At 60.2% G+C, this 26,159-nt stretch carries 22 protein-coding genes, 1 tRNA gene, 2 pseudogenes and 1 riboswitch; of the genes and pseudogenes, 8 read left to right on the top strand and 17 right to left on the bottom strand.

What is annotated here, in order from left to right; genetic code table 11:
- Positions 1 to 62: 62 nt before the first annotated feature.
- Complete coding sequence (tyrS, locus tag ACTG2J_RS19915) at positions 63 to 1,328, bottom strand: tyrosine--tRNA ligase (RefSeq protein ID WP_113740229.1); 1,266 nt, start codon at positions 1,326 to 1,328, stop codon at positions 63 to 65.
- Between the two features lie 146 nt (positions 1,329 to 1,474).
- Here tyrS and ACTG2J_RS19910 point away from each other — a divergent pair.
- A pseudogene (locus ACTG2J_RS19910) lies at positions 1,475 to 2,322 on the top strand (helix-turn-helix transcriptional regulator).
- Between the two features lie 12 nt (positions 2,323 to 2,334).
- Here ACTG2J_RS19910 and ACTG2J_RS19905 read toward each other — a convergent pair.
- Positions 2,335 to 3,111 carry a substrate-binding periplasmic protein gene (locus tag ACTG2J_RS19905; RefSeq protein WP_257686502.1) on the bottom strand — a complete coding sequence of 259 codons (777 nt, stop codon included), beginning with the start codon at positions 3,109 to 3,111 and terminating at the stop codon, positions 2,335 to 2,337.
- 109 nt (positions 3,112 to 3,220) lie between these two features.
- Positions 3,221 to 4,453 carry a hypothetical protein gene (locus tag ACTG2J_RS19900; protein ID WP_164535862.1) on the bottom strand — a complete coding sequence of 411 codons (1,233 nt, stop codon included), beginning with the start codon at positions 4,451 to 4,453 and terminating at the stop codon, positions 3,221 to 3,223.
- A gap of 223 nt (positions 4,454 to 4,676) precedes the next feature.
- Here ACTG2J_RS19900 and ACTG2J_RS19895 point away from each other — a divergent pair.
- Positions 4,677 to 4,993: pseudogene (locus ACTG2J_RS19895) on the top strand (DUF1496 domain-containing protein).
- 311 nt (positions 4,994 to 5,304) lie between these two features.
- Here the strand turns inward: ACTG2J_RS19895 and ACTG2J_RS19890 are convergent.
- Positions 5,305 to 6,753, bottom strand: a complete 1,449-nt coding sequence (locus ACTG2J_RS19890; RefSeq protein WP_005336438.1) for a catalase — start codon at positions 6,751 to 6,753, stop codon at positions 5,305 to 5,307.
- Positions 6,754 to 6,914: 161 nt separating this feature from the next.
- Between ACTG2J_RS19890 and ACTG2J_RS19885 the strand changes: the two genes are divergently transcribed.
- Together ACTG2J_RS19885 and ACTG2J_RS19880 are read left to right on the top strand one after the other, a co-directional pair.
- Positions 6,915 to 7,412 (top strand): GNAT family N-acetyltransferase, encoded by a 498-nt coding sequence (locus ACTG2J_RS19885; protein ID WP_113740233.1) that lies wholly within the window; start codon positions 6,915 to 6,917, stop codon positions 7,410 to 7,412.
- 4 nt (positions 7,413 to 7,416) lie between these two features.
- Complete coding sequence (locus ACTG2J_RS19880) at positions 7,417 to 8,277, top strand: AraC family transcriptional regulator (protein WP_113740234.1); 861 nt, start codon at positions 7,417 to 7,419, stop codon at positions 8,275 to 8,277.
- Between the two features lie 97 nt (positions 8,278 to 8,374).
- Here ACTG2J_RS19880 and ACTG2J_RS19875 read toward each other — a convergent pair whose 3' ends face one another.
- The gene (locus tag ACTG2J_RS19875) at positions 8,375 to 8,962 is read right to left on the bottom strand and encodes a superinfection exclusion B family protein (protein ID WP_005336432.1); all 588 of its coding nucleotides are present in this window, start codon (positions 8,960 to 8,962) and stop codon (positions 8,375 to 8,377) included.
- Between the two features lie 172 nt (positions 8,963 to 9,134).
- A riboswitch (yybP-ykoY riboswitch) is annotated at positions 9,135 to 9,242 on the top strand.
- Positions 9,243 to 9,329: 87 nt separating this feature from the next.
- Between ACTG2J_RS19875 and ACTG2J_RS19870 the strand changes: the two genes are divergently transcribed.
- Positions 9,330 to 10,316 carry a sodium:calcium antiporter gene (locus ACTG2J_RS19870; RefSeq protein ID WP_162628445.1) on the top strand — a complete coding sequence of 329 codons (987 nt, stop codon included), beginning with the start codon at positions 9,330 to 9,332 and terminating at the stop codon, positions 10,314 to 10,316.
- A 67-nt stretch (positions 10,317 to 10,383) separates the two neighbouring features.
- Here ACTG2J_RS19870 and ACTG2J_RS19865 read toward each other — a convergent pair whose 3' ends face one another.
- From ACTG2J_RS19865 to pepA, 3 genes are all read right to left on the bottom strand, one after another.
- Positions 10,384 to 13,236 carry a valine--tRNA ligase gene (locus ACTG2J_RS19865; protein WP_439997835.1) on the bottom strand — a complete coding sequence of 951 codons (2,853 nt, stop codon included), beginning with the start codon at positions 13,234 to 13,236 and terminating at the stop codon, positions 10,384 to 10,386.
- Positions 13,237 to 13,300: 64 nt separating this feature from the next.
- Positions 13,301 to 13,756 (bottom strand): DNA polymerase III subunit chi, encoded by a 456-nt coding sequence (locus ACTG2J_RS19860; protein ID WP_204420108.1) that lies wholly within the window; start codon positions 13,754 to 13,756, stop codon positions 13,301 to 13,303.
- A 174-nt stretch (positions 13,757 to 13,930) separates the two neighbouring features.
- Positions 13,931 to 15,439 (bottom strand): leucyl aminopeptidase, encoded by a 1,509-nt coding sequence (gene pepA, locus ACTG2J_RS19855; RefSeq protein WP_005336423.1) that lies wholly within the window; start codon positions 15,437 to 15,439, stop codon positions 13,931 to 13,933.
- A 172-nt stretch (positions 15,440 to 15,611) separates the two neighbouring features.
- Here pepA and lptF point away from each other — a divergent pair, with 172 nt between their 5' ends.
- Together lptF and lptG are read left to right on the top strand one after the other, a co-directional pair.
- Entirely contained in the window at positions 15,612 to 16,724 is a 1,113-nt protein-coding gene (gene lptF / locus ACTG2J_RS19850; protein ID WP_043821844.1) for an LPS export ABC transporter permease LptF, read from the top strand.
- A gap of 25 nt (positions 16,725 to 16,749) precedes the next feature.
- On the top strand, positions 16,750 to 17,820 hold the full coding sequence (gene lptG / locus ACTG2J_RS19845; protein ID WP_164535868.1) for an LPS export ABC transporter permease LptG: 1,071 nt from the start codon (positions 16,750 to 16,752) through the stop codon (positions 17,818 to 17,820).
- 74 nt (positions 17,821 to 17,894) lie between these two features.
- Here the strand turns inward: lptG and ACTG2J_RS19840 are convergent, their stop codons facing one another.
- Complete coding sequence (locus ACTG2J_RS19840; RefSeq protein ID WP_162628446.1) at positions 17,895 to 18,428, bottom strand: RDD family protein; 534 nt, start codon at positions 18,426 to 18,428, stop codon at positions 17,895 to 17,897.
- A gap of 143 nt (positions 18,429 to 18,571) precedes the next feature.
- On the opposite strand from ACTG2J_RS19840, the gene ACTG2J_RS19835 reads away from it, so the two are divergent.
- A tRNA-Leu gene (locus ACTG2J_RS19835) sits at positions 18,572 to 18,657 on the top strand.
- A gap of 145 nt (positions 18,658 to 18,802) precedes the next feature.
- Here the strand turns inward: ACTG2J_RS19835 and ACTG2J_RS19830 are convergent.
- The 8 genes from ACTG2J_RS19830 to ACTG2J_RS19795 all read right to left on the bottom strand — a co-directional run bounded on the left by ACTG2J_RS19830 (position 18,803) and on the right by ACTG2J_RS19795 (position 26,086).
- The gene (locus tag ACTG2J_RS19830; RefSeq protein WP_439997834.1) at positions 18,803 to 19,975 is read right to left on the bottom strand and encodes a phage late control D family protein; all 1,173 of its coding nucleotides are present in this window, start codon (positions 19,973 to 19,975) and stop codon (positions 18,803 to 18,805) included.
- Positions 19,972 to 20,463, bottom strand: coding sequence for a phage tail protein (locus ACTG2J_RS19825; RefSeq protein ID WP_159142678.1), 492 nt, complete (start codon positions 20,461 to 20,463; stop codon positions 19,972 to 19,974). Before ACTG2J_RS19825 ends, ACTG2J_RS19830 begins: the two co-directional genes overlap by 4 nt.
- A 2-nt stretch (positions 20,464 to 20,465) precedes the next feature.
- Complete coding sequence (locus tag ACTG2J_RS19820; protein ID WP_279454102.1) at positions 20,466 to 21,050, bottom strand: Rha family transcriptional regulator; 585 nt, start codon at positions 21,048 to 21,050, stop codon at positions 20,466 to 20,468.
- Positions 21,051 to 21,435: 385 nt separating this feature from the next.
- The gene (locus tag ACTG2J_RS19815; protein WP_439997833.1) at positions 21,436 to 23,892 is read right to left on the bottom strand and encodes a phage tail tape measure protein; all 2,457 of its coding nucleotides are present in this window, start codon (positions 23,890 to 23,892) and stop codon (positions 21,436 to 21,438) included.
- Entirely contained in the window at positions 23,889 to 24,020 is a 132-nt protein-coding gene (locus ACTG2J_RS19810) for a GpE family phage tail protein (RefSeq protein WP_439997832.1), read from the bottom strand. Before ACTG2J_RS19810 ends, ACTG2J_RS19815 begins: the two co-directional genes overlap by 4 nt.
- 8 nt (positions 24,021 to 24,028) lie before the next feature.
- Positions 24,029 to 24,313 (bottom strand): phage tail assembly protein, encoded by a 285-nt coding sequence (locus ACTG2J_RS19805; RefSeq protein WP_439997831.1) that lies wholly within the window; start codon positions 24,311 to 24,313, stop codon positions 24,029 to 24,031.
- A 63-nt stretch (positions 24,314 to 24,376) separates the two neighbouring features.
- Positions 24,377 to 24,895 carry a phage major tail tube protein gene (locus ACTG2J_RS19800; protein ID WP_167573843.1) on the bottom strand — a complete coding sequence of 173 codons (519 nt, stop codon included), beginning with the start codon at positions 24,893 to 24,895 and terminating at the stop codon, positions 24,377 to 24,379.
- Between the two features lie 12 nt (positions 24,896 to 24,907).
- Positions 24,908 to 26,086, bottom strand: a complete 1,179-nt coding sequence (locus tag ACTG2J_RS19795; RefSeq protein WP_439997830.1) for a phage tail sheath protein — start codon at positions 26,084 to 26,086, stop codon at positions 24,908 to 24,910.
- Positions 26,087 to 26,159 lie beyond the last annotated feature (73 nt).

The raw sequence follows: 26,159 nt of genomic DNA, 5'->3' as shown, positions 1-26,159 counted from the left end.
AACTCGGGAGTCAAAAGGGATTCAAGGGGCGGGCAGGGAGGCTGTGCTCCCCGCCCTGTGGCTTATTGCCACTCCACCAGGTGATACTGCTTCTTGCCCCGGCGCAGCAGCAGGTAGCGACCAAACAGCCGATCAGTGGCGCTCAGCTGATCATCTTGCTTGAGCACACCATTGAGACTGATGGCGCCCGCCGCCAGCAGCTCGCGGGCGATGCGTTTGGAGTTAGCCAGACCGCAGCTGATCAGCAGGCTGACCAGATCCGTCTCGCCGTTGACGGTGCTGCTCGGCATACCATCCTGCGCCAGCTGGGCCAGATCGCTCTCGCCGAGGCGAGCCACATTGCCGCTAAACAGCAGCTCGCTGATGCGCTGCACCGCCGCCAGCGCCGCCTTGCCGTGCACCAGCTCGGTCAGCTCGTTCGCCAACACCTGCTGGGCCTGCTTGCGCCCCTGCCGCTTGGCGTCTTCCGCCTCCAGTGCATCAATCTCGCTCAGCGACATAAAGCTGTAGTAGCGCAGGAAGCGGTAGACATCCTCATCCGCGGTGCCGAGCCAGAACTGGTAGAAGGCGTAAGGGGAGGTGAGCGCCGGATCGAGCCAGACCGCGCCCCCTTCGGTCTTGCCGAACTTGGTGCCGTCTGCCTTGGTGATAAGGGGCAGGGTCATGCCGTGTACCTGCGCCTGATGGAGGCGACGGGTCAGATCCATGCCGCTGGTGATATTGCCCCACTGGTCATTGCCGCCAATCTGCAGGGTGCAGCCGAGCCGCTGGTGCAGCACTGCAAAATCGTAGGATTGCAGCAGAGCGTAGGAGAACTCGGTGAACGAGATGCCCTGATCCGGACGGGCCAGCCGCTGGCGCACCGATTCCCGCGCCAGCATGGCATTGACCGAGAAGTGCTTGCCGATATCCCGCAGAAAATCGAGGGCGGACATCTGCCCCATCCAGTCGCCATTGTTGACCAGTTGCGGGGCCGACAGGCCCTCATCGGCGGGCAGCAGCGCCCTTATTTGGGCAGACAGGCTGGCGACCCAACCCTGCACGGTATCGGCACTGTTGAGGCTGCGCTCGGTCGCCTTGAAGCTGGGATCGCCGATAAGGCCGGTCGCCCCGCCCACCAGAGCCACCGGGGTGTGGCCCGCCAGTTGGAAGCGGCGCAGCATCAAGAGCGGCACCAGATGACCGATATGCAGGCTGCCGGCAGTGGGATCGAACCCGCAATAGACGGTGCGCGGGGTGGCAAGATGATCGGCCAGGGCCGCGGGGTCGGAATTCTGGGCCACAAGGCCGCGCTCAGTCAGCTCATCGAGCAGGTGGGGGTTGATCATGGGTGCTCCAACAACAGGGGGAAAAGCCGTCATCCTCGCCGTTCTGGCTGGTGGCAGATATGTCCCCTGAGGGACAGTTTTGCCACTCTCGTGCTAGCATGCAGCCATAGCGGGGAATCGCTCCCCGTCACCGGAAACGAGCCACCATGACCCAGCCATTCACCACAGATGCCTTGACCCGCCGCATGACCGAGGTGGTCGATGCCCTGCACAGCAGCGCCTTTCCGGCGGCGCTGGTGCGGCTGATCCAGCAACAGGTGGTGTTTGATTGCGCCCTGCTGCTCGGGGTGGGGCTGCGCCCCGTCTACCTCTACGACAACCTCAACCATCAGCGTGCTCTGTTGTTTGACCGCTACCTCACCAGCCACTTCAGTCAGGATCCCTTTATGCAGGCGCTGGAGCAGGGCTTGCCTGCCGGCGTCTGGACGCTGGCGCAGGTCTCCCAAGGGCGGCTCGATCCCGAATATCGCCACCACTTCTATCAGGCCACCGGCTGGCAGGAGGAGGTGGGGCTGATCCTGCCGGTGCGGGACGGGCTGACGCTGATGCTGTTTCTGGGGCGACTCGACAAGCGCAGTACCCTCAGCCGTGACGAGCAGGCAAGGCTGGAGCAGCTGTTCCCGCTGGTGCATTCGCTCTGTCGTCAGCAGTGGCGGCAGAGTCAGCCACTTCTGGCCCAGAGCACTGCGCAGCCAGACAGCGCCAGCCTCCGGAGTGCGGTGGAGCAGGCTATGTCGAGTGTCGGGGGGATCGGCTTACCCGGCGCGAGCGGCAGGTGGCGGAGTTGCTGCTGCAGGGGCTGGATACCGAGGCGATTGCCGCGGAGCTCGGGATTGGCAGCGGTACGGTGAAGAATCACCGCAAGCACCTCTACGGCAAGTTGCGGCTCGGCTCGCGGGCCGAGCTGTTCAATCTCTTTCTGAACCACCTCATTACGGCTCCGGTGGAGGCATCACAGGCATCATCGGCGGGAGATAGAGAGGGCCCGCCATAGGGCGGGCCGGGGTTACTCGAGACGCGGGAGGGTGGGAGTGGTTTCGGGCAGGATACTGAGCAACTGGTAGCGCTTCATCAGCTGCTTGTATTCATCCCCCTGTCTGACCTTGTCCAGCGCCTGTTGCAGGCGGGCAACCTGTTGCTTGTTTGCCCTCAGGTTGAAGGCGAAGCAGTTATCCTGCTCTTCAATAATCGCGACGGTGACAAAATCCTCGCTGGGGAAACCCAGCTCCTTGGCCTGATGGCGCAGCATCACCTCGTTGCCCGCCACCAGATCGGTGCGTGCCATGATGAGCTGGCGCACCACCTGATCCATGCGCTCTACCGACATCATATTGCCCGGGCTGATCCCGCGGTTGAGCAGCAACTGCTCCCCGACATCCGCCTGCATCACACCAATCTGCAGCTTGGCGAGATCCGCTTTGCTGGCCACTTTGGGGGCATCCTGCTTGCGGCCGACCAGCGCGACCCTGGAGTGGCTGATGGGGCAGACCCAGAGGAAGTGGGGATCCCGCTCCTTGGTATGCGCTGTGGTAAAGAGCACTGCCTCTTGCTGCTGGGTCAGCAGATACCAGCCGCGGGCCCAGGGCAGAAAGTGGATGGGTTGCTCCGGCTCCCCCATTTCGCGCCACATCAGGCGCAGCAACTCGACCGCTAACCCCACAGGCTGACCATTTTTATCCTGGCCATTGAGTGGCATGTTCTGCTCCGAATAGTAGATAAGTGCCGGAGCAGGGAGCGCGATAAACAGGGCGAGAGAAGCGAGAGCAGGGAGCAGACGACGCATGATGTACTCCTTGTGCGGGTAGTTACCTAACAGTCTATGTGGCCTTTTCCATAACGTCATGATCCGGTAGCGGGATAAAAAACAGGCCACCTTGCGGTGGCCTGTCGGTTTATTTGAGCAGGGCTTCCATCTCCGCCTCTGCCTTGGCGCGAGCCTTGGCCTCCGCCGCTCTGGCGGCATCGGCGACGCTCTCTCCGGCCGTATGGGATGCGGCACTGACGGCCTGCCGGGCTGGTTCTGCAACGGCCTTGGTTGCCTCTTGCGTCGCGGTTGCTGCGGCACTGCTGACTGCCTGTTTGGCAGGAGCTGTAACAGCCTTGGTGGCCTCTTGCGTCGCGGTTGCAGCGGCGCTGTTGACGGCTTGCTTGGCAGGAGCGGCAATAGCCTTGGTGGCTTCTTGGGTCATGGTCGCAGCGGCGTTGCTGACGGCCTGTTTGGCAGGAGCGGCAACGGCTTTGGTGGCTTCTTGGGTCGCGGCCGCAGCGGCACTATTGACTGCTTCCTTGGCAGGAATGGCAACGGCTTTGGCCGCTTCTTGCGTCGCGGTTGCAGCGGCGCTGCTGACGGCTTGCTTGGCAGGAGCAGCAACGGCCTTGGTAGCTTCTTGCGCCGCGGTGGCGGTGGTGCTGCTCACCGCCTGTTTGGCGGGGGCAGTGACTGCGGTGGTTGCAGTGCGGGTAAGTGCGGTCGTGCTTTGGCTCACCGCTTGAGTTGCCTGTCCTGTGACGTTGGCGGCTGCACCGCTGATGGCCTGGCTGGCGCTGTTGGTCAGCGAGCCGGTGACGCCGCTGGTCACTGTGCCCAGAGCGCTGCCAAGGGAGAAGGGGGAGGCGCCACTCTGACTGGTCGCCGCCCCAGTCAGGGCATTGGCCGCCGGGGTGAGCTGGCTGGTGGGGGTCTGCCAGCCCTGCATGGCGGTTGGCCATGTCGGTGCCGTGCCCGCCAGATTTTCGCCGAAGGTCAGGGTGGAGCCATCCCCTTTTTGCAGCAATACAGACATCTGGTTGGTTTGCGAGTTCCACACCATCCCCGCCTGCTTGGCGATATCCGGCACCGGCGCATACTCGGAGACCACATAGAAAAGCGGCCCCTCCTGCTGTAACTTGTCGGCAGTCTTGAGCAACTGCATGGTGCTGTCGTAGTTGGGGCCAAGGATGGCGGTCATCCGATCCTTGATCAGGGGTTGTTCGAACAGATTGACCTCGTTCGGGTCAAAGCCGACCAGCGGCTTGAGCAGGGCCCACATCAGCTGGCTGGTGGGGCTCATCATCAGCAATGGGGCAACGCAGGCGGACAACATCAGGCTCAGACAGGCCGCCTGAAGCAACGGCATGATACGCATTGGGATAATATCCAAATAACGATTTGATAAGTAAGGTTATATTTTGTCAGGACGTGACAAATTCACCGGAAGTTTGCGCGTGGCAGTGAGAGACTGCCCGCAGGCGCTGGCAGGCTACCATATTGGTTCCACAATGCCAGCAGGCAGTATGATTGTCAGTCAAGTAAACCCCGGGGCTGGTCGATTCTTCGAGAGTGCTCCCCATCGCAACAGGATCCCTCTCATGAAAAATGTACTGCTCTGCCTGCTGGCCTCCCTTTGGCTCGCCCCCGCTCTGGCCGCGCCCAAAACCACTGTGGTGGGTGAATCTGCCAGTCCCGAGCTGGTGTTGCCGCTGGGCTCATTGCCCGAGCGGGTCTGCTGGTTTGCGGATCAGAAATATTCCGAAGGGGCCGCATTCTGCAGGGAGATATCTGGCTGGAGTGCGGCCCGCAGAACGACCTCGAGAGCAATGGCCCGATGGTCTGGCGCTCTCCTGCGGTGGTGTTGCCTGCCACCCGTGGTGCGAAAGATCAGAAGACGATTTCCGTGGGTCAGTGAGGCTTTTCTTGATCCAGCTAAAGACATGGACGTGATCCCTGTCGCATAATGCAGCTCCTTTCTTCTCTTGGCTGGAACCTAAGAAATGGCTCGTCGCTCTTCCAATGCACAACGTCGTCGCAGTAGCTGGTGGTACAAACGCCTGTTGGCAAGGGAGCGGGAAGAGCGCGAAGCGCGTTCCGTCCGGGATTGATACAGCAGTGAAAACAGAGCCTTGGGCTCTGTTTTTTTTATTTATCAAATACCGTCATGACGAGAACGGGGGCCATCAGGCCCCCGTTTTGTTTTTGCAGATCTTGCCTGCCTGCGACTTAGCGCTGCAGGGCGGCCAGTGCCAGTTCGACCCGTTTGGCGTACTCGGGGTCGGCCTGCTCGAAGTGTTTGAGCTGGGCCGCGACGATGGCGTCATCCTCCACATTGATAAGGGAGCGGGCCAGGTTGGCGGCGAGCCGTGAACGCTGCCCCTCGTCCATGATGCGGAACAGGTTACCCGGCTGGCTGTAGTAGTCGCTGTCGTAGTCACGGAAGTCGTAGTGCAGGGCGGCCCCTTCCAGACTCAGCGCCGGTTCGTGCTGTTCGCTCGGCTGCTGGGTACCGAAACGGTTTGGCTGATAGTTGGGGCTGGCGCCGCCATTGCTGTCCGCCCGCATGGCACCGTCACGATGGGCACCGTGATGGAACGGGCAGCGCGGGGCGTTGACCGGCAGCAGACCGTGGTTGACGCCAAGGCGATAGCGCTGGGTGTCACCGTAGGAGAAGAGTCGCCCTTGCAACATGCGATCCGGCGAGAAGCCGATACCGGGCACCACGTTGGCCGGGGTAAAGGCGGCCTGCTCCACATGGGCGAAGTAGTTGTCCGGGTTCTGGTTGAGCTCCAGCACGCCCACCGGGATCAGCGGGTAGTCGCTGTGCGGCCACACCTTGGTCAGGTCGAACGGGTGGATGTTGTAAGTCTGGGCTTCGGCCTCTGGCATCACCTGCACATAGACCTTCCAGCGCGGGAAGTCGCCCCGCTCGATGGCATTGAACAGATCCGCCTGACTGGTCTCCCGATCCTGCCCGACGGCGGTGGCGGCCTCTTCGTCGGTGTAGAAGCTGTGGCCCTGCTCGGTCTTGAAGTGGAACTTGACCCAGAAGCGCTCGTTGGCATCGTTGATAAAGCTGAAGGTGTGGCTGCCGTAGCCGTTCATCTCCCGCAGGCTCTTGGGGATGCCGCGATCGCTGAACAGTATGGTGACCTGATGCAGGGATTCCGGATGGCGTGACCAGAAGTCCCAGGCTGCGGTGGCGCTGCGCAGGTTGGTGCGCGGATCCCGCTTCTGGGTGTGGATGAAGTCAGGGAATTTCAGCGGATCGCGGATGAAAAAGACCGGGGTGTTGTTACCCACCAGATCCCAGTTGCCCTGCTCGGTATAGAACTTGAGGGCGAAGCCGCGCACATCGCGTTCGGCATCGGCGGCGCCTTTCTCACCGGCCACGGTGGAGAAGCGCAGGAAGACCGGGGTCTGCTTGCCGATGGCGCTGAACAGATCGGCCTTGCTGAACGCTCTGATGTCGTGGGTCACGGTAAAGGTGCCGTAGGCGCCCGAGCCCTTAGCGTGAACCACCCGCTCGGGAATGCGCTCGCGGTCGAAGTGGGCGAGTTTCTCCATCAACCAGATATCTTGCATCAGGATGGGGCCGCGCGGACCGGCGGTGAGGCTGTTGTTGTTGTCGACGACGGGGGCGCCGTTGGCGCTGTGCAGGGTCTTGTCAGTCATGGCTTCTCTCCTTGTTGATATGGGGTCAGCCTACGGATCTGCGCCGTGCTCGGCCAATGGGCCTTTCCTCGTCCTTTGATAGGCAAGACAAATGGGTGTGGGTAGGGGATGTGTAACCGCGCCGGATATTGCATGATGGTGGCTTCGAGAAGGAGCTTCATATGCAGATTACTATCCGTCATGCCGAACCCGCCGATGCCCCCGCCTTGCGGGATCTATACGCCATGCCCAATGCCCAGGCGGGCACTTTGCACCTGCCTATGCCACCCCTTAGCCAGTGGCAGAAGCGGTTGGAGAGCGACAGCGTGGTGGCACTGGTCGCCGAGGTTGACGGCCTGCTGGTAGGCCAGCTATCGCTGCTGGTTGAGCCTAATCCGAGACGCAAGCATGTGGCCGGTATTGGCATGGGAGTGCGGGATGACTGGGCAGGCAAGGGGGTTGGCTCTGCCCTGATGGCCGCGGCGCTGGATCTGGCCGATAACTGGCTCAACCTGCACCGGATTGAGCTGACCGTCTATACCGACAATGAGGCCGCACAGGCGCTTTATCGCAAGTTCGGTTTTACCGAGGAGGGGCGAGCCCGTGACTATGCCTTCCGCCAGGGGCGTTATGTGGATGCGCTCTATATGGCCAGAGTCGCGGGGGGCGCCAGTCGCTAACGGTATGGTCGATTATCAGGCCAGATTGCGCCCGGTGATCCGGGCGCTGGAGCAGAATCCCGATCTCTCCATTGAAACGCTGGCAAGCAGTGCCTGCTTGTCTTTCTACCATTTTCACCGGGTGTTTACGGCTGTGGCGGGGGAGACGCCCGGGGAGATGTGTCGTCGTCTGCGCATCCAGCGGGCTGCTTGGCAGCTCTGCTATACCGATGCCAGTGTCACGGCCATTGCGTTGTGGGCGGGGCTCGCCAGCTCCCAGGCGTTTGCCAAGGTATTTCGCCGTTACTATGGTTACACGCCGGGAGAGTTTCGCCGCGACAAGAGCAAGAATGGACACTTGATGAGCAAGGATGGACACGCACTTGTGCTGCCTAATCCTTATGCTGAGGGTCACTCATCAGCAAGGAGCAATACCATGAAAACCATCGAGATGGACGCCCGCACTCTGGCTTATATGCGTGTCACCGGCCCCTATGGCGAGGGGTATGGTCCCGTTTGTAGTCAGCTGCATCAGTGGGCCAGCGCCCGCGGTCTGGAAGGTGGGGAGTGGATCTTCATCTATCACGATAACCCCGAGGTGACTCCGCCAGCCCAGTGTCGCACTGACATCGGGGTGACGGTGCCTGCGGGGACGGTGGGGATGGGTGCGGTCGAGATCCAGATTATTCCCGCCGGTCGTTACGCCCAGTCCCGTTATCTTATTACCGACCGCAGTCAGTATGGCCCGCGTTGGCAGGAGCATATCGGCGACATCGTTGCTGCCGGGCTGGAGTTTGGCAATGGTCCCTGCTTCGAGCTTTATCACAGCATGAGCGATGATCCTGTGCAGGACGATGTCAGCTTTTGCTCCAGCCTCAAGGGGTAGGACGCAGCAAGACGGAAGGGATGGTACAGAACGTCGCGCAGAAACGAGAGAGCCGGACAGTGTCCGGCTCTTTTGCATCTGGCGGATAGGGCGGCGGTTAGCGCTGGAACCCCTTCTGGGCGAACTTGGGACGGGCGTTCATGATCTGTTCCACCTGCTCGTCGCTCATCTTGCCGCGCGACAGCCCCAGCACCTTGTAGGTGAGCAGCGGTCGGGCGGGCAGGGCGATCATCAGGGCGCGGATCTGGTTCTCGTCATCCTTCTCCCGGGTCGGCTTGCCGTAGGCGTAGGTGAGGACGCCGGCATCCATCAGGTTTTTGACGGCGGGCTCGGTGATCGGCAAGTTTATGACGCTTTTACGCTGCAGCACGAACTCGCGCAGCACCGCCTTCTCGTTGAAGTCGAGGAAGCCGATCATCTGGGCCAGCTGGTCCTGCTGACGGCGCGCCTGCCACTCTTCGCATGCCCACTCCCAGGCGATCAGGAAGCCCTGACTGCAGAAGTAGGAGATGGCGATCAGCATACCGACCCCCAGCCAGGCCGCATGATCCGCAGCCCACTGGCTGACGGCCCCTTTCATAAGCCCGGCCGGAAACAGCAGAATGATGCTGCAGCAGAGCAACAACCAGACCATCAGCCAATTGAGGCGGTTCAGTTGATAGAAATGTTGGATCCACCGTTTCATTGTTCATCCTTCCCAAACTGTTGTGGATAGTGAACTACCTAGAGCAATCAGTGTGCCAACAGCGCAATAGCGGTGGGGAGGAGGGGCTGGCGAGGTTACATTCCCTTACAACTTATTGAATGAGTTGTCATTAATTTGCCTTGTGAGGCGGCGGTCGAGTTGCTAAAACGTCCCCTCAGTCATTGGGGAGTAGCAACCCGCCCGCATTCCGGGCCGGGCCCATGTCAACACTCTTGGATCCTCGCATCCATGGCATGGGCGGCGATAGGCACTATCGCTCTGCAAGACCTTTGGCCTCGATATGCACGCCAGCCGGGCGAGCCATGTCGGGTCCATCGGTTATTCTGCTCGCCTGGCGGTATCTATTATGTTGATTACCCTGCTGTTATTTCTCGTCTCTGCGGTCACCATCTACCTTGCCTGCGAATATTTCGTCAATGGCATCGAGTGGACCGGCCACCACTTCAAACTCTCCCAAAGCGCCACCGGCTCCCTGCTGGCGGCACTGGGTACTGCGCTGCCCGAGTGTATCGTGACCCTGACCGCCCTGCTGATGGGCAACACGACCGCCCAGCAGGAGATCGGCATTGGCGCCGCCCTTGGCGGGCCGCTGGTGTTGGCGACCATCGGCTATGCGGCAGTCGGCCTCACCCTTCTGCTTTGCATGGGGCGTACCGAACGGGCCATCGATGGCGAGGTGCAGCGCGAGATTGGGCGGGATCAGCGCTGGTTTATCGGCATCTTTCTGGTGGCGACCGCGCTGGGGCTGGTCGCCTTCACCGGCAAGAGCTGGCTGGCCCCGCTCTTCCTGCTGGTCTACTTCGTCTATGTAAGGCGCGAGCTGAAACAGAGTGACAGCCACGAAGTCGAATTGCCGGAGCCCCTCAAATTGGCACCCGATGCCGGGATCCCGCCCCTTGGCAAGGTGTTGCTGCAGACGTTGGCTGCGCTGGTGGTGGTAGCGCTGGCGGCCCAGCTGTTTGTCCATCAGCTGGAGAGCATGGGCGAGCTGTTTGGCCTCTCTCCGGTGCTGGCGGCCCTGCTGCTGAGTCCGGTGGCGACCGAGATGCCGGAGCTGATGAACGTGCTGATCTGGGTGCGGCAGGGCAAGAACCGGCTGGCGCTGGCCAATATCTCCGGGGCCATGATGATCCAGGGCACCATCCCCAAGGCGTTCTGTCTGCTCTTCACCCCCTGGCTGCTGGATGGCGCCATGATGGCCTCCTCGCTGGTGACGCTGCTGGCGGTGGGGTTGCTCTGGTGGGGGTTCAGAAAGGGAGTGATGACCGCCGGGCGGTTGGCGCTGGTGGGCTTGCTCTATCTCGGTTTCTGCGGCTGGCTGCTGGTGAGCTGAAACGGGAAGCGCGGATATGAAAAAGCCCCCTTGGCAGGGGGCTTTGTTGTATCGGTTGGGGCGGTGCTTACAGCGCGGCGATTTCGGCCTGCTGGGCTTCCAGCTTGGTCAGCTGGAGACGGTAATCTTCCAGCTTCTCGCGTTCTTTGGCGATGACCGCTTCCGGTGCCTTGGCGACGAAGGCTTCGTTGCCGAGTTTGCCTTCGATACGGCCGCACTCGCCCACCAGACGGGCAACCTCTTTGGCCAGACGGGCCAGTTCGGCATCCTTGTCGATGAGACCGGCCATCGGGATCATCAGCTCGGTGGCACCGATCAGCTTCTTCACTGACAGCGGGGCGGTTTCACCGTCCGCCAGTACGCGGATAGACTCCAGACGGGCCAGCGACTTGAGGAAGGCCTCGTTGTCGGCGGCGCGCTGGGCATCCTTGGCATCGCACTGGAGCAGCACGTTGAGGGGCACGCTCGGTGCCACGTTCATCTCGGCGCGGATGTTGCGGATGCTGACGATGAACTCCTTCACCCACTCCTGATCCGCCATCGCTGCTTCGTCCACCTTGGCGGCGTCGAACTCCGGGAAGGCCTGAATCATGATGGTGTCGGCGTGTACGCCAGCCAGCGGCGCGACCGATTTCCAGATGGTCTCGGTGATGAACGGGATGATCGGGTGCGCCAGACGCAGCAGGGTTTCCAGCACAGTCACCAGGGTATGGCGGGCAGCGCGCTGCTCGGCCTCGGAACCCTTGGTCAGCACCGGCTTGGTCAGCTCCAGATACCAGTCACAGAACTGGTTCCAGATAAATTCGTACAACACACCGGCCGCGATGTCGAAGCGGTAGGTATCGAGGGCGGTACGGAAGTCACGGATGGCCACTTGCAGCTGGGACTGGATCCAGCGATCCGCCAGGCTGAACTGCATTTCGCCACCGGCAAAACCGCAATCCTGATCTTCGGTGTTCATCAGCACATAGCGGGAGGCGTTCCACAGCTTGTTGCAGAAGTTGTTGTAGCCGTCCAGGCGCTTCATGTCCCAGTTGATGTCACGACCGGTAGAGGCCAGCGCGGCCAGAGTGAAGCGCAGGGCGTCGGTACCGTGGGCATCGATCCCTTCCGGGAACTGCTTGGCGGTACGCTTGGCGATCTTCTCGGCCATCTGCGGCTGCATCATGTTGCCGGTGCGCTTCTCCAGCAGATCTTCCAGCGAGATGCCATCGATCATGTCGAGGGGGTCCAGCACGTTGCCCTTGGACTTGGACATCTTCTGGCCCTCTTCGTCACGGATAAGGCCGGTGATGTAGACGGTCTTGAACGGGACTTGCGGCTGGCCGTTTTCGTCCTTGATGAAGTGCATGGTCATCATGATCATCCGGGCAATCCAGAAGAAGATGATGTCGAAGCCGCTCATCAGCACGTCGGTCGGGTGGAAGGTCTTGAGTGCCTCGGTGTTGTTCGGCCAGCCCAGAGTGGAGAAAGTCCACAGGGCGGAGCTGAACCAGGTGTCGAGCACGTCTTCGTCCTGACGCAGTACGGTTACGGCCGGGATGCTGTGCTTGGCGCGCACTTCATCTTCGCTGCGGCCAACGTAGACATTGCCTGCGTCGTCATACCATGCCGGGATGCGGTGACCCCACCACAGTTGACGGGAAACGCACCAGTCCTGAATGTCGCGCATCCAGGAGAAGTACATGTTTTCGTACTGTTTCGGCACGAACTGGATACGGCCATCTTCCACCGCCTCGATGGCGGTCTTGGCCATCGGAGCCACGCGCACGTACCACTGGTCGGTCAGCATCGGCTCGATGGGCACGCCACCGCGATCGCCGTACGGCTGTTGCAGTATGTGATCCTTGATCTCGTCCAGCAGACCCAGCTCTTCGAGCTTGGCCAGAATCGCCTTGCGGGCGGCGAAGCGCTCCAGACCGGCGAACTCTGCCGGCAGGGTTGCGTCATAGGCGGTGCTCGGGTTGCCGTTGCTGTCGACCACTTCGGCCTCGGCACGCACGTGGGCGTCCAGAGTGAAGATGTTGATCATCGGCAGGCTGTGGCGCTTGCCCACTTCGTTATCGTTGAAGTCGTGGGCAGGGGTGATCTTCACGCAACCGGTGCCCTTCTCCATGTCGGCGTGTTCGTCGGCGACGATGGGGATCAGGCGGTTCACCAACGGCAGCAGGATGTGCTGGCCGATCAGCGCCTTGTAGCGCGGGTCTTCCGGGTTCACAGCCACGGCGGTATCGCCCAGCATGGTCTCCGGACGGGTGGTGGCGACGATCAGGTAATCCTTGCCTTCGGCGGTCTTGGCGCCGTTGGCCAGCGGATAACGCAGGTGCCACATGTGGCCCTTGATCTCGCGGTTTTCCACTTCCAGATCGGAGATGGCGGTGTTGAGTTTCGGATCCCAGTTCACCAGACGCTTGCCGCGGTACATCAGGCCATCTTCGTAGAGACGGACAAACACTTCCTGCACGGCGGCGGAGAGACCCTCATCCATGGTGAAGCGCTCGCGCTCCCAATCCACGGAGTCGCCCAGACGGCGCATCTGGCGGGTGATGGTGCCACCGGACTCTTCCTTCCACTGCCAAATCTTGTCGATGAAGGCATCGCGGCCGTAATCGTGGCGAGTTTTGCCCTCTTCTGCGGCGATCTTGCGCTCAACCACCATCTGGGTGGCGATACCGGCGTGGTCGGTTCCAGCCTGCCACAGGGTGTTTTTGCCCTGCATGCGGTTGTAGCGGATCAGGGTATCCATCAGGGTTTGCTGGAAGGCGTGACCCATGTGCAGGCTGCCGGTGACGTTCGGCGGCGGGATCATGATGCAGAAGGAGTCTTTGCTGGTGTCGCCGTGGGGCTTGAAGTAACCCTGGGCTTCCCAGTGCTGATAGAGCGCCTGTTCGATGGCGTTGTGATTAAAAGTCTTTTCCATGGTCTCGCCGTAATCTGGATGGATGGAGTCTGGTGTTGATTCTTTATGGATCAATTGGTTGCAGTCAGGGCTGCGCCGGATCCGGTGCGGCAAGGACGGGCTGATCCCTCATTTCGAGGGTATGGCCTGCCTGGCGATAGTGCTTGTAGCGCTCGCGGGCTTGCTGCTTTTGTGTTTCGTCAGTGGGGACAAAATCTACCACTTGAGCGAAGTGTCCTGCAAACAAAGGTGTCGCAGTGGCCAGATTGATGAGGCGGGCGTAGCGCCGTTTCGGTGGCTGATAGCCGATCTCCACCGGGGCAATGCCGCTTTCGCCTTGCAGCTGGTGCGGTACAAAGCGCTCCGGCGGCAGTTGCCACAACAGCTCGTCCAGACGCAGGGCCTGGGCCTCATCGTTGCAGAACAGGTAGATATGGCCCGCCCCCCACGACTCGGCCGCGATAGTGCAGGCCAGTCGCTCGACCGCAGCGGCCTGCGCGTCATCCTGTTCGCTCATCAGGTAAAAGGTCACTTGGCTCATCAGGTTGATCCCGTTTTGCGGTGACGGACTGTTGACCGCCTCATGAGGCTGACGGGGCGTTTCCCGTCCGCAGCTCACTGATTCAAGAATGAAACAAGGAAGAGGCGGGCCTCTTCCTTGTGGTTCAGGGTAACGCCAACCCTTCCGATGCAGCCATCGGCAGGGGCCGGAGAGTTACTCTTTCTCTTCGATATCCACGCCAGCCCGGTTCAGCAGGAACTGGGTCAGCAGGGGCACCGGACGACCGGTGGAGCCTTTATCCTTGCCACTCTTCCAGGCAGTCCCGGCGATATCCAGGTGAGCCCAGTTGTACTTCTTGGTGAAGCGTGACAGGAAGGCGGCTGCGGTGATGGTGCCGGCCGGACGACCGCCGATGTTGGCCATGTCGGCGAACGGGCTGTCGATCTGCTCTTGATACTCGTCGAACAGCGGCAGACGCCAGGCGCGATCACCCGCCTGCTCGGAGGCGTTGAGCAGCTCGTGGGCCAGCGGGTTGTGGTTGGCCAGCAGACCCGAGGTGTGGTGACCCAGCGCGATGACGCAGGCACCGGTCAGGGTCGCCACGTCGATCACGGTTTCCGGATCGAAGCGGTCCACATAGGTCAGTGCATCACACAGCACCAGACGACCTTCCGCATCGGTGTTGAGCACTTCGATGGTTTGGCCGGACATGGAGGTGAGAATGTCACCCGGACGATAGGCGTTGCCACCCGGCATGTTCTCGCAGCCTGCCAGTACGCCGATGACGTTGATCGGCAGTTGCAGCTGGGCCAGCGCATGCATGGTACCGAGCACGGAGGCGGCGCCACCCATGTCGTACTTCATCTCGTCCATGCCGTCGGCCGGTTTGATGGAGATGCCGCCGGAGTCAAAGGTCAGTCCCTTGCCGACCAGCACGATGGGCTTGGCATCCGGATGACCCTTGTATTCGATGATGGCCATCATGGCTTCGTTATCGGAGCCGCGAGCCACCGCCAGATAGGAGTTCATGCCGAGCTCGGCCATCTCCTGCTCGCCCACCACCTTGGTGGTGATGTTGTCGTAGGCATCGGCCAGACGACGTGCCTGGGAGGCCAGATAGGCCGGGTTGCAGACGTTGGGCGGCATGTTCGCCACGTCGCGGCAGACCCGCACACCCTTGGCCACGGCCAGACCGTGAGCGATGGCTTTTTCACCAATGGTCAGTTCCCGACGCGTCGGCACGTTGAATACCAGCTTGCGCAGTGGGCGACGTGGCTCGGCCTTGTTGGTCTTGAACTGATCGAAGCTGTAGAGGCCCGCCTTGGTGGTTTCTACCGCCTGGCGCACCTTCCAATAGGTATCCCGACCCTTGACGTGCAGCTCGGTGAGGAAGCAGACCGCTTCCATGGAGCCGGTTTCGTTCAGGGTGGTGATGGTCTTGTTGATGATCTGCTTGTACTGGCGTTCGTCGAGTTCCCGCTCCTTGCCGCATCCGACCAGCAGTACGCGCTCGCTGAGCACGCCCGGTACTTGATGCAGCAGCAGCATCTGGCCTGGTTTCCCTTCCAGGTCGCCACGGCGCAGCAGCGAACTGATATAGCCATCGCTGATCTTGTCCAGTTGTTCGGCAACCGGAGAGAGGCGACGAGGCTCAAATACGCCGACTACGACGCAGGCGCTCCGTTGCTTCTCTGGACTGCCACTCTTTACACTGAACTCCATGGAATCTCCTACATCCTAAAGACAAAAGGCACCTTTTATTGAATAATGCGGTGCTTGTTGGGGTATCAGAGGCGGAGCGAACAGCCACAGGCTCCGCAGTTCAAACTGGTAAAAATCCAATATACGGCCCTATTTTTCAGGCATTCGACTAAAAACACAAGTTTACTTGGGAATGACTGTGATCGTTTTCCGATATTTGTTCAGGGAAACCCTGAAAACCCAGCTGGCAGTGTTATTCGTATTGCTGCTTATCTTTGTCAGCCAACAATTTATCAAGATCATCGGTGACGCCGCCGATGGCGAGGTGCCGACACGTCTGGTCTCCACCCTGCTGCTGCTCAACTTGCCCAATATGGCGCTGTTGATGCTGCCTATCAGTCTCTTTTTAGCCATTTTGTTTGCCCATGGTCGCCTCTACGCCGAAAGCGAGATGACGGTGATGCATGCGGTCGGCTTCAGCCACCGTTTTGTGATGCGCAGCGCCATGTTGCTGGCCTTGCTGACGGCGGTGGTTGCGGCGTTCAACACTGGCTGGATCGCCCCGCAGGCCAAGGAGCGCGAGTATCAGGTGATCGACGAGTTCAAGGCGGATCCGGGTATCTCCTTCCTGCAGGCTGGCCGTTTTATGGAGCTCGACAAGGGGCGTCTGGTTGCCTATATCCAGGATTTGAACGACAACGGCTCAAAACTGCAAAAGATCTTCGTGCTGCAGCGGGCGGAGGGGAACAATCCTCCCTCGGTGGTGGTGGCGACCGAAGGGGTGGTGACGGTCGATGAGAACGGTCTGCAGTGGCTGACCCTGATGGATGGCTCCCGTTACGAAGGGAACTTCTCCGGCAAGCAGTTCCAGATCTCCGATTTTCGCGAATATGGTCTGGTGATCCGCCAGCAAGAGATGGAGCGTTCCAACCGCAAGGCGGCGGCCAAGCCGACCATGGAACTGTTCGGTACCCAGGACAACGCCATGATGGCGGAATTGCAGTGGCGTATCTCGCTGCCCCTCTCCATTCCGGTGCTCACCCTGCTGGTGGTACCGCTGGCGCGGGTCAACCCCCGTCAGGGGCGCTACGCCAAGCTGTTGCCGGCCATCATGCTCTATCTCTCCTACTTCCTGCTGCTCAGTGCCGCCCGTTCGGCCATCGACAGCGGTCGGCTGCCCTACTGGCCGGGGATGTTTCTGGTGCCGCTCGGTTACCTGCTGTTTATCGGCCTGCCCCTCAATCTGCAGGGCACCAGCTGGTGGAACGGGGTGAAAGGGCGCTATTTCAACAGAAAATCAGCATGATGCTGCAACATAGGAACTTCTGCTGATGTTTGGCATTCTCGATAGGTATATCGGTCGGGTCATTTTCATGTCGATCCTGCTGTGTGAAATCACGCTCGTTGGTCTGGCGGGGCTCATCAAGTATGTGGAGCAGCTCAAGTCGGTCGGTGACGGCAACTACGACATGATCAACGCCCTCTACTATGTGCTGCTCTCCATGCCCAAGGAGGCGGTGCTCTTCTTCCCGCTGGCCGCGCTGCTGGGTGGCCTGATTGGTCTGGGTCAGCTGGCGACCAGCTCCGAGCTGGTAGTGATGCAGGCGGCGGGTCGCTCCAAGATCAGTATTGTAATGGCGGCGCTCAAGACGGCGATCCCGCTGATGATCATGGTGGGGCTGATGGGGGAATATGTGGCCCCTATCGCCAAGCGGATGGCCGAAGATATTAGAGCTGGTGCGATTTCCGAAGGACGTCTGACTATCTCTGTTTATGGGGTGTGGGCTCGCGATGGCAACAACTTCGTCAATATCAACGGGGTGCGCAACGATGGCGCCCTCACCGGCATCACCCTCTATCGCTTCACCCCCGAGCGCAAGCTGATCGATGTGGTGCAGGCGCAGGAGGGTGTGTTCGAGCGTCACCACTGGCTGCTCAAGCAGACCCAGGTTACCCGCTTCGACGACCCGGCGCAGATCCGCAGCGAACAGCACGACAAGATGGAGTGGAGCTCGGAGCTGACGCCCAAACAGCTGGGGGTGGTGAGTATCGACCCCGAGAACCTCTCGGTCTCCGGTCTGCTCGACTACATCGGCTATCTCGATGCCAACAAGCAGGATGCCGGTCGCTACAAGCTGGAGATGTGGCGCAAACTGCTGTCACCGCTCTCGGTGGTGGCGATGATCCTGCTGGCCTCCTCCTTCATCTTTGGCCCGCTACGCTCGGTGAGCATGGGGGCTCGGATGCTGATGGGGATCATGACCGGCTTTGCCGTCTATGTGAGTGATCGGGTGTTTGGCCCCATCAGTCTGGTCTATGCGGTACCGCCCATTCTGGCGGCTATCGCGCCCAGCCTGCTGTTTGGCGGTATCTCCTTCTACATCCTCAGCCGCAAGCAGTAATCCGCACGAGGTTATGAGGAAATGCAAAGAGGGCACCTGTTGGTGCCCTCTTTCGTTGCTGCATTGCTCCGGTATTACTTGTTAAGCAATTCCAGATTTGCCTCTTTGCTCAGCACGATCACTTCGCACTCGGCCCAGATATCCTGAAACGCCCGCGGGCGCTGGCGGTTGAACAGGCACATCAGGTTGCCCAGACCAAAGGCGGCAGTGGCGAGACGGATCAGCGCCTGGGTAACGCGGATGTGGCTGCCATCTTCGTTCTGAATGCGCAGCCGCCAGGCGCGCATGCCGACGGTCTGGCCAGCGCGGGTCCAGAACCAGGTGTAGAAACCACAGATGACGAAGGCGAGCCACAGGGTGTAGATCAGGCTTAGGTGGTGGCGGGTCAGCAACCAGACGGTATCTTCACCCGCCGGTACGCTGGCCATGCCGGTGACCAGCAACAGCTTGGCGACACCCATGCCGATAAAGCCGGCGATGATCAGCAGCGAAGTCACCACCAGCGCATCATAGATCAGGGCGCCGAGGCGACGCAGCAGACCCGCTGACGGGTATGGCTGAGTGGCGGGAGAGGGGGATTTTTGTTGGACTTTTTTAGGCTTGGCCATCGTTTTTATTCCATTAAGATGATGGCGGCATTCTATGTAACTGGCCCCGCATCGGCAATGCGTTGAATAAATGAACAAACGGGAGTGTTCAATCGAAAAACACCTTGCATGGCATCGCGCCATTCGTATAATCCCTCGCAGTTGCCCGGGTGGCGAAATCGGTAGACGCAGCGGATTCAAAATCCGCCGGTGAATAACCGTGTCGGTTCGAGTCCGACCCCGGGCACCATTAGAATTCAATGACTTAAGGCCATCCAATCGGATGGCCTTACGTTTTTATGGCCCCAAGTGGCGGCAAAATGGCGGCAGTGAAATCTGATGATCGGAAAAGGCGGCAGAGCGTTGGCTCTGCCGCCTTTTTGTTTTGGGCTTGGTTACTCCTCGACTTCCGGCAGGTCGTCGATGGCGACTTCGAGGTTGATGGTGTTGGTGTATCCGCTGTTGCTCAGGCTGTGGCTGACTTTGGTCAGCACCCAGTTAGCCTCGTCGATCTGCGGCTTGAATCCCCTGACTGTGGTGGGTTGTTCCGGGTATAGCTCGGGGCGGCCTTTGGCGAGGGTGATCTCGAACTCGGCAACGCCACGTTGCAGCCGTTCCCACTCGGCGCGGGCGTAGCGCAGGGCGTTTGTTTTATTGGCGTAGATGTGGCGCAGCACTTTGACGTTCCCACTGTCGCCAATCAGCAGCTCGCGGCCCTCTTTGTCGACGGTGGTGTCACTCGGTAGTTCCTGTTCCGGCTTTGGCTTCTTCTTGCGTTTGCGCTTGAGGGTCGTGCCCTCGGTGGTGGCCTTCTTCGGGTCGTGCCAGTTGGCCGCGACTCCGGTGTAAGCGTCACGGTCAGCGACGGCGAAGCGGTGCTGATCGCCGTCCTGGCGGGTGATGGTGACGGAGGGGAGCGGTTTGCCGCTGGCGGTGAGCCCCTTGCCCTGGCCGATAAAGAGCAGTCGCCACGATTTGACGGTAGTGATGGCGCCGCATTGACCGGCCAAGCGGGTGAGGAAGGCGGGATCGCTTTCGTTCTGCTGGTCGATGTGGTCAATCTGCATGCCCTTGAAGCGTTCGGCGCAGGCGGGGATCAGCCCGTGGCGCTGGGCGATGGCGTCGATAATGCTGCCGACGGTCTGCTGGTGATAGCTGGTCTGGCGCAGCTTGTTGAGGTTGCCGCGCAGATCGGCAGATTTGCCCCGGATGGTGAGCTTGTCCGGTGTGCCGGTGTGCTCCACCTCGTCGATTGTGAACTCCCCCTTATCAACCAGCGGTTGGCCCTGCCAGCCGATCATGACGCGCATTCTGGCGCCACGGCGCGGCATGGCCAGCTTGCCATCGCTGTCGTCGAGTTCGATGTCGATGGTGTCGGCTTCAAACCCGCGATTGTCGTTGATGTTGAGGCTTATCAGGCGGGGCCGGATAGTGGCGGAAACATCCTGGCCGTCGATCAGCAGCTGGTAAGCCGGGGCCGGATGATCGGCCCCGGTGATGCTGAATTGCCCCAGCTGGCTGGTCAGGGTGCTGGTGACAGCCGTTACCACGTTATCTGTCAGGCTCACAGCAGCCCCCCGATCTTGTTGCCGATGGTGCCGACGATGTTGCTGATGCCCAGCCGACTGGCGATGCCACCGATGGCGCGCCCCATCAGCTTGTTGCCCAGGGTGTTTTCGTCGTCGTCCACCCGCTTGAGGTTCATGGTGAAATCCAGCTTGCGGGCGGCGCCGTCCGAGAAAAATTCGGAGCGGGTGACGCTGGTGCGCTCGATGACGAAATAGCCCCGCATCACGCCATCCCCCTGGATCAGGGGGAAGGCTTTGCCGGTGGCGGCCATTTCATGGAGCAGGTCGAGGGTGACCGGCCCGCCCGTCAGTTCAGGGTAGAGGGTGCCGGATAGCACGGTGGTTTCATCATCCGGCCCGGTGAACTGGTAGGCCGGACGGGCGCCGACCCGAGGATTGCCCGGGTGGCGCCATGCGCGGTCATCCTGTTGTGACTGGGGGGCGAAGGTGCTGCGCTGGAACACGAACCAGCCCAAGGTCATCATCATGGTCAACTCCTTCTTGGCAGCGCGAAGCGGGCGGTGATGCCGATATGGTCAGCCAGATCGCGGGCGATGGTGTGGTTACGGTGGATGGCGCGCATGTCGTCGCGCAGGCGGTTCATCTCTTCCATCAGCAGGAAGAGGCGATCTTCGAGCTGGCGTTCGAGCAGCACGTTGTCACGGTCTGCCTTGCGCAACATGCTGGTGTAGTTGTCGATGGTAGCGAGGGGGTTGGCGTAGTCCGGTTGGGTGCGGGCGGCGAGCTGGGCTGCCATCCAGTTGAATGCGTTGATGTACGCCTCTTTGATGGCGGCGGCCTGTTTGCCGGTGAAGCCCATGACCAGAAAGATAAAGCCGTCTTTGGTCATGTTGTAGAACGGAATCGGCTTACCGTTCTGTAACTCATTGTTTTTAGAGCAAACCTCAAAATTGAGGGCAGTAAATTCAGGTGAGCAACCCAGACTTTCTATTTTGCGCAGTACGTTGTCATGACGCTTGCCAAAGACTTCGGCCACCTTGATGGAGGTGGTCATGGGCTGGCCATGGTTGAGGCTGATGATGTCGGCAGGGGTAAAGGTGGTGATAGTGCTCATGGCATGATCCTTCTGTGGAAGTGGATCGCCACTGAAGAGACCAATCTTACTGGTGGCGAACTGAGCGAGATTGGTCTTACCGGCCACAGAAGAACCCGGCGCCCCGAAGGGCTCCCGCCCAGCCCGCCATAACTGACAGGTACAACTGGGCCGCACAAAAAAACACGCAGGCGCGTGTTGTGCGCTTCTATGGATTCGGGAGACCAATCCCGACAACGGATTTTGCCGTTGCTTGCGCAGTATCGCGCAACCTTGCGCAATGAGCAACATCCTAACAACTGCGGCAAGCGCCATTGATGGCAATCTCACCAGCCACGCACCGACACAGGGTAAGGCGGGCCAGCGCGGCCCGCTATGTCTGTTTTGGGGGAAAGTCCACACTTGGTCAGCTGTTATCACGGAGTGATGCCCTCCCTTTTGCTCTTTCCTCTCGCTGCATCTTCATCACTTCATCCCGTACTGTTTTCGCCACATCCTGCGGGCTCTGCCCTGGCTGCGGGTATACGTGGATCGGGCTGTTGACTGAGTTGTCGATGATCTGTTTGTTGGCTGGCTTTATCCGCGCCGGTTCGACAATACGTGGACCGTATCCACTGGCCCCAGCCAGTGCGAATGCGCCGCTGCCATTGCCTGTTTGATAACCGGTAGGGTTAGCCACTGGGATCTCAAACTTCGGGATCTTCTTGGTTTCGAGGATGCCGAGCGATTCGAGCAGCCACTCGATGCCCTTCAAGAAGGCTTTGAGCGGGGTGAGGGCCAGATTGAAGGCTTCGCCCAGGATGCGACCGACGATCTGGCCGGCACTGCCGAACCCTTCCAGCGTCTCTTTCGAGAACTTGATCGGCTCAAGCAGGTCGCCAAACCAGCCCGATAGGGTTTTGACGCCGCTACTGATGCCATCAAGCAGCGGGGCGAACGGCTTGAAGGCGTCAAAGACGGGGGCAAGCCCTGTCATGATGCCCTGCCATAGGCCGCTGAAAAATGCGCTGATGGGTTCCCAGAACTTGATGATGGCAATCCCTACTGCGGCAAAGATTGCCAATGGAGCCAGAATCGCGGTGATGCCACCAAGCAGCCCGCCGAAGGTGACCCCCAGCACCCCGAATGTCAGTTTCATGATGGCCATCGGGCCGAGCAGGGCGGCGACGGCCAGCGACAGACCGCCGAAAGCAATGGCGATAACGGATGTTACTGCGGCCACCTTCACCAAGGTGTTTGCCAGTGCAGGGTTTGCCTCTACCCATTTTCTTACGGCTCCGACAGTTTTCTGGATGTAGCCGATGATGTCCATCAGCGAACCACGTAGCTGCTCGCCCAGCGATGATTGCAGGTTTCCGATCCCTGCTTTCAGCAGCAGCCATTGTGATGAAAGCGAGTCTTTGTCTATGTCTGACTCGCGTTGCATCGACCCCTTAGATTTTTCTGCATTCACCAGTTTCAACTGGCGATAGAGCTCATCCAGATTGTTGGCGAGTTTGGCCGCATCATCGCCGTACTCCTTGCCAAATAGCTGAGTGGTGACCGTCATCTGGTCTTCCGCTTTCAACTTCTTTATTTTTTCCAGCACATTGGTGATGGTGCCCATGGCATCTTTGCTCATGGCTTTCTGCAGGGCCTTATCATCCAGCCCCAGCATCTCTAGACCAGCTTCAAATCTGTCACCTTGCATGGTTGCAATCGATAGCTCTCGCACCATTGCATTGGCAGCGCTTGCGGCTACTTCAGGCGCAGCACCTAGGCTTAAGAACGTTGACCCGAGCGCGGCGGCTTTCTTGAAGTCAAGTTTGTCTGCCACGCCGCCCATCCTTTGCAGCACGTTGATGATGTCACCCCCCTTTGACTGGGCGTTATCGTCAAGGAAGTTGATTGCATCACCGAGTTGCTCGATGTTGCTGATAGGGATCTTGTAGAGGTTGGCAATCTTGCCCATGTCTTCGGCGAGCTGATCTGCTGGCAGTTCAAATGCGGTGGCCGCCTTAGCGGCTGTTTTGGCAAAGTTGAGCAGGTTGCCTTGACCCTGCACGCCCATGCGGGCAGCCCCTTCAACCAAGCGGGCTATGTCTATCGCGCCGTTCACCTGTGGCAGCTCTTCTGATATGGCCTTTATCTGCTTGGCCATGTCGTAGTAAACGCTGGTCAGGTTTCCGTTGTCGTCGCGGGCGCCATCCACCTGCTTAGCGACCCCCTTCATTGCATCTTCAAAGCTGGTGTACTCCTTGATTGCGCTCAACACCGGCAACCCCATTGCAGTGCCTGCTGCAATAGCTCCGGCGCCATGACCGGCGAGCTGGCCGCGTAGCTCTTGGGTCTGGCGGTAGTTGGCTTTGACCTGATTCATGCGCTTTTGCTGATCGGCCAACTGGCCCAACTTGGTGCGTTGGGCGTCGAGGGTGGTATTGGCGGCGGCCAGATCGGTTTTGAGGCGGCGCTGTGCTTCGCTCAGGTTGCCCGTCTTGATGCCGGTCTTGCGCATCTCTTCGCCCAGCTGGCCGTGGCGGGTGATCATTTCCCCCTGTTTGGTCTTGAGCTGGTTGAAGGCGCGTTCGGCCTTGTTGAGCTCGTTGATCATCAGGCGGGTTGGTTTGGGGGTGTCGGCAATCTTGCGTTGCAGGTCGTTGAAGGTGCCTTCGGCCTGTTTTAGCTGGGCCTTGGTGACGCCGATCTGGGCACCCAGTTTTTTATAGCCGTCAATCTGCGCGCTCTGGCGCTCCAGATCGCGGACTTTGGTCTTGGCGTCGGCGAGGTCTTTGGCGGTAATACGGCTTTGGCCGGTGACGGCCTTGAGGGGGGCGGTGAGTTTGTCCACCGCCCCGAGCAGGATTTGTAACTTGAGGGTGCTCATGATTCTTCTGCCCCGTTGATGTGGTTGTATCGCTCAACAAGGCGTTGGTGCCAGCCCATCAGCTCGTCGAGCTCCATGGCGTCCATCTCTGACGGTGGCCAGTGGACGATGATGGCCAAGTCGGCCATCAGGTCGTCTATGCAGTGAGGTAAGCCTCCTGCTGCGAGCCCATCAAAAAACCGACCACCACTACCCCGGCTTTGAGCAGATCAGCCGGGTCCATGTCGCCCACTTCTTTTTCGGTCAGGTCGGTGATGCGTGGCAGCAGTTTGATGAGGGTGTCGACGTTCATCTGGACGATGTCCATGGTGTTGAGCCCGCGCAGGTGGCCTGCCTTTTTCGGGCTGCGGACAATCAGGCTGTTGAGGGTGGTTTCGCCGCGCTGGATGGGGGTGTCGAGGGTGATTTCTTTCTGTTCCATGGTGTTTTTCCTGTTCGCTATGTAGTAACGGGCGGCAGTGCCGCCCGGATGTGGTTGGGTGGATTAGAGGCCGATGGCCTTGCGGTGTGCTTCCATGCGGTCGACGCCATCGGGGCCGATTTCGATCATGTTGACCAGATCGATTTCGTGGATGACTTGGCCGTTGATGGTCAGCTTGTAGTAGGTGTTGACCATGCTGACCTTGGCCTGGCTGTTGTCGCCGACTTTGGCGGTGCCCCAGTCGATCTCTTTCATGCGGCCGCGGGTGACGATTTCGACCGGCTGTACTTCGGCAATGTCGTCACGCTGGATGGAGCCCGCAAAGCGGAGCATGACGCCGTCGATTTTGCTGCTGCCCATCTTGCCGACGATCTCGGCGTTGTAGCCGCCCATGGTGAACTCGGTGTCGAGTGCGCTGTCATCGAGCCCCATGTCGATATTGACGGCGCCCGGCATGCCGCCGCCGCGATAGGATTCGAACTTGCGCGACAGTTTGGCAAAGGTGAAATCTTCCGCTTCACCAATCCAGTTGGTGCCGTCGATGAAGATGTTGAGCTGTTTGACCTTTCTTGGCAGTGCCATTGTTGATGCTCCTTATGCTGCGGCCACGCGGGCGGCGAAGTCGACCAGATAGCGGTCGGTGATGCGCTGCTGGAACATGAGGTTTTCAAGCGGCGGCACGGGGGTGTAGTCGTAGTCGATGTAAAGCTTGCCCGCCTTGAGGGTGTCTTTGTCGTTGACCTCTTCGTTGTACCAGCAGTCGAAACCGATGAGGTAACCGAGGCTGACCAGCTCGCGGCCCTTGGCCTTGATGCCTTCGATGATGTCTTTGACCAGGGTGGGGGTCATCGGCTTGTCTACCGCCCACATGTGGGCCTCGGCGATGGTGTCGGCGAGGATTTGCGCGGTGCGGGTGTAGTTCTCGAACTGGAACAGTGGATCATCCGAGCAGGTGCGGGAGCCCCAGAAACGGAACCCTTCGGACTGGATCAGGCAGGTGATGTCTTTTTCGTTGAGCAGGCCCGCGTCGGTATCGGGGTCTTGCAGACTCCAGAACACTTGCTTGGTCAGCCCTTGTACGCCAGTGACGGCGACGTTGGAGAGGGTTTTATGCCAGCCAACCTCTTTGTCAATCTTGGCGCGCATGGCCATGGCTTTGGCGGTGGCCCAGACTGGCGCCTCTGCATTGGCTGCGGTATCCCACTTTTTGAAGTCGCCATGCACCAGCATGACTTCGCGCTGGCCGAAGTTCTGGCGGTAGGCCAGCGCCTCGGTCGGGGTGTTGCAGCCGTGGGTTGAAACGTAGGCGAAGGCGCGCAGCTTGACCGCCACGGCGGCCAGTTCGGTGGCGACCGGCAGGGTGTCGAGCCCCGGTGCGCCGATGATGCGCGGGGTGATGCCGGTGGCAGAGCTGGCCCGTTGCAGTGCCTTGAGGCCGGTATAGCTGCCATCCGGCTTGGCGGCGCCGATGACGTTGGAGGTGGTCTCTTCGTCGGTGGCGCCTTTGGCAACGCGCACGACGATGGTAATGGTGTTGACGGTGTCGGCGATCGCTTGCAGTGCTTTGGCTAGAGTGCCCTGGGTGCCAGCTTTGCCAACGGCTTTTTGCACGTCGGTAATGATGACCGGGGTGTTGAGCGGGAAGGTGGTGGCGTCGGCATCTTCCGCATGGCCAAGCAGGCCGATCACGGCGGTGGCAATGGTGCGGATGGTGCGGGTGCCTTCGTTGACTTCGACGACGCGCACGCCGTGGTGGTAACTGTCGAGTGCCATAGTGGCGGTTCTCCTGTGTCCGGACGGAGTGATCTGAAGTGATCAATATGAGCACGGTCAGGATGCAGGGGCG

Source organism: Aeromonas sp. 6P, assembly GCF_051919525.1.
GTDB classification, from domain to species: Bacteria; Pseudomonadota; Gammaproteobacteria; order Enterobacterales; family Aeromonadaceae; genus Aeromonas; species Aeromonas veronii.
The sequence above is the reverse complement of the archived record's forward strand: the minus strand, read 5'-3'. Positions and strand labels throughout refer to the sequence as shown.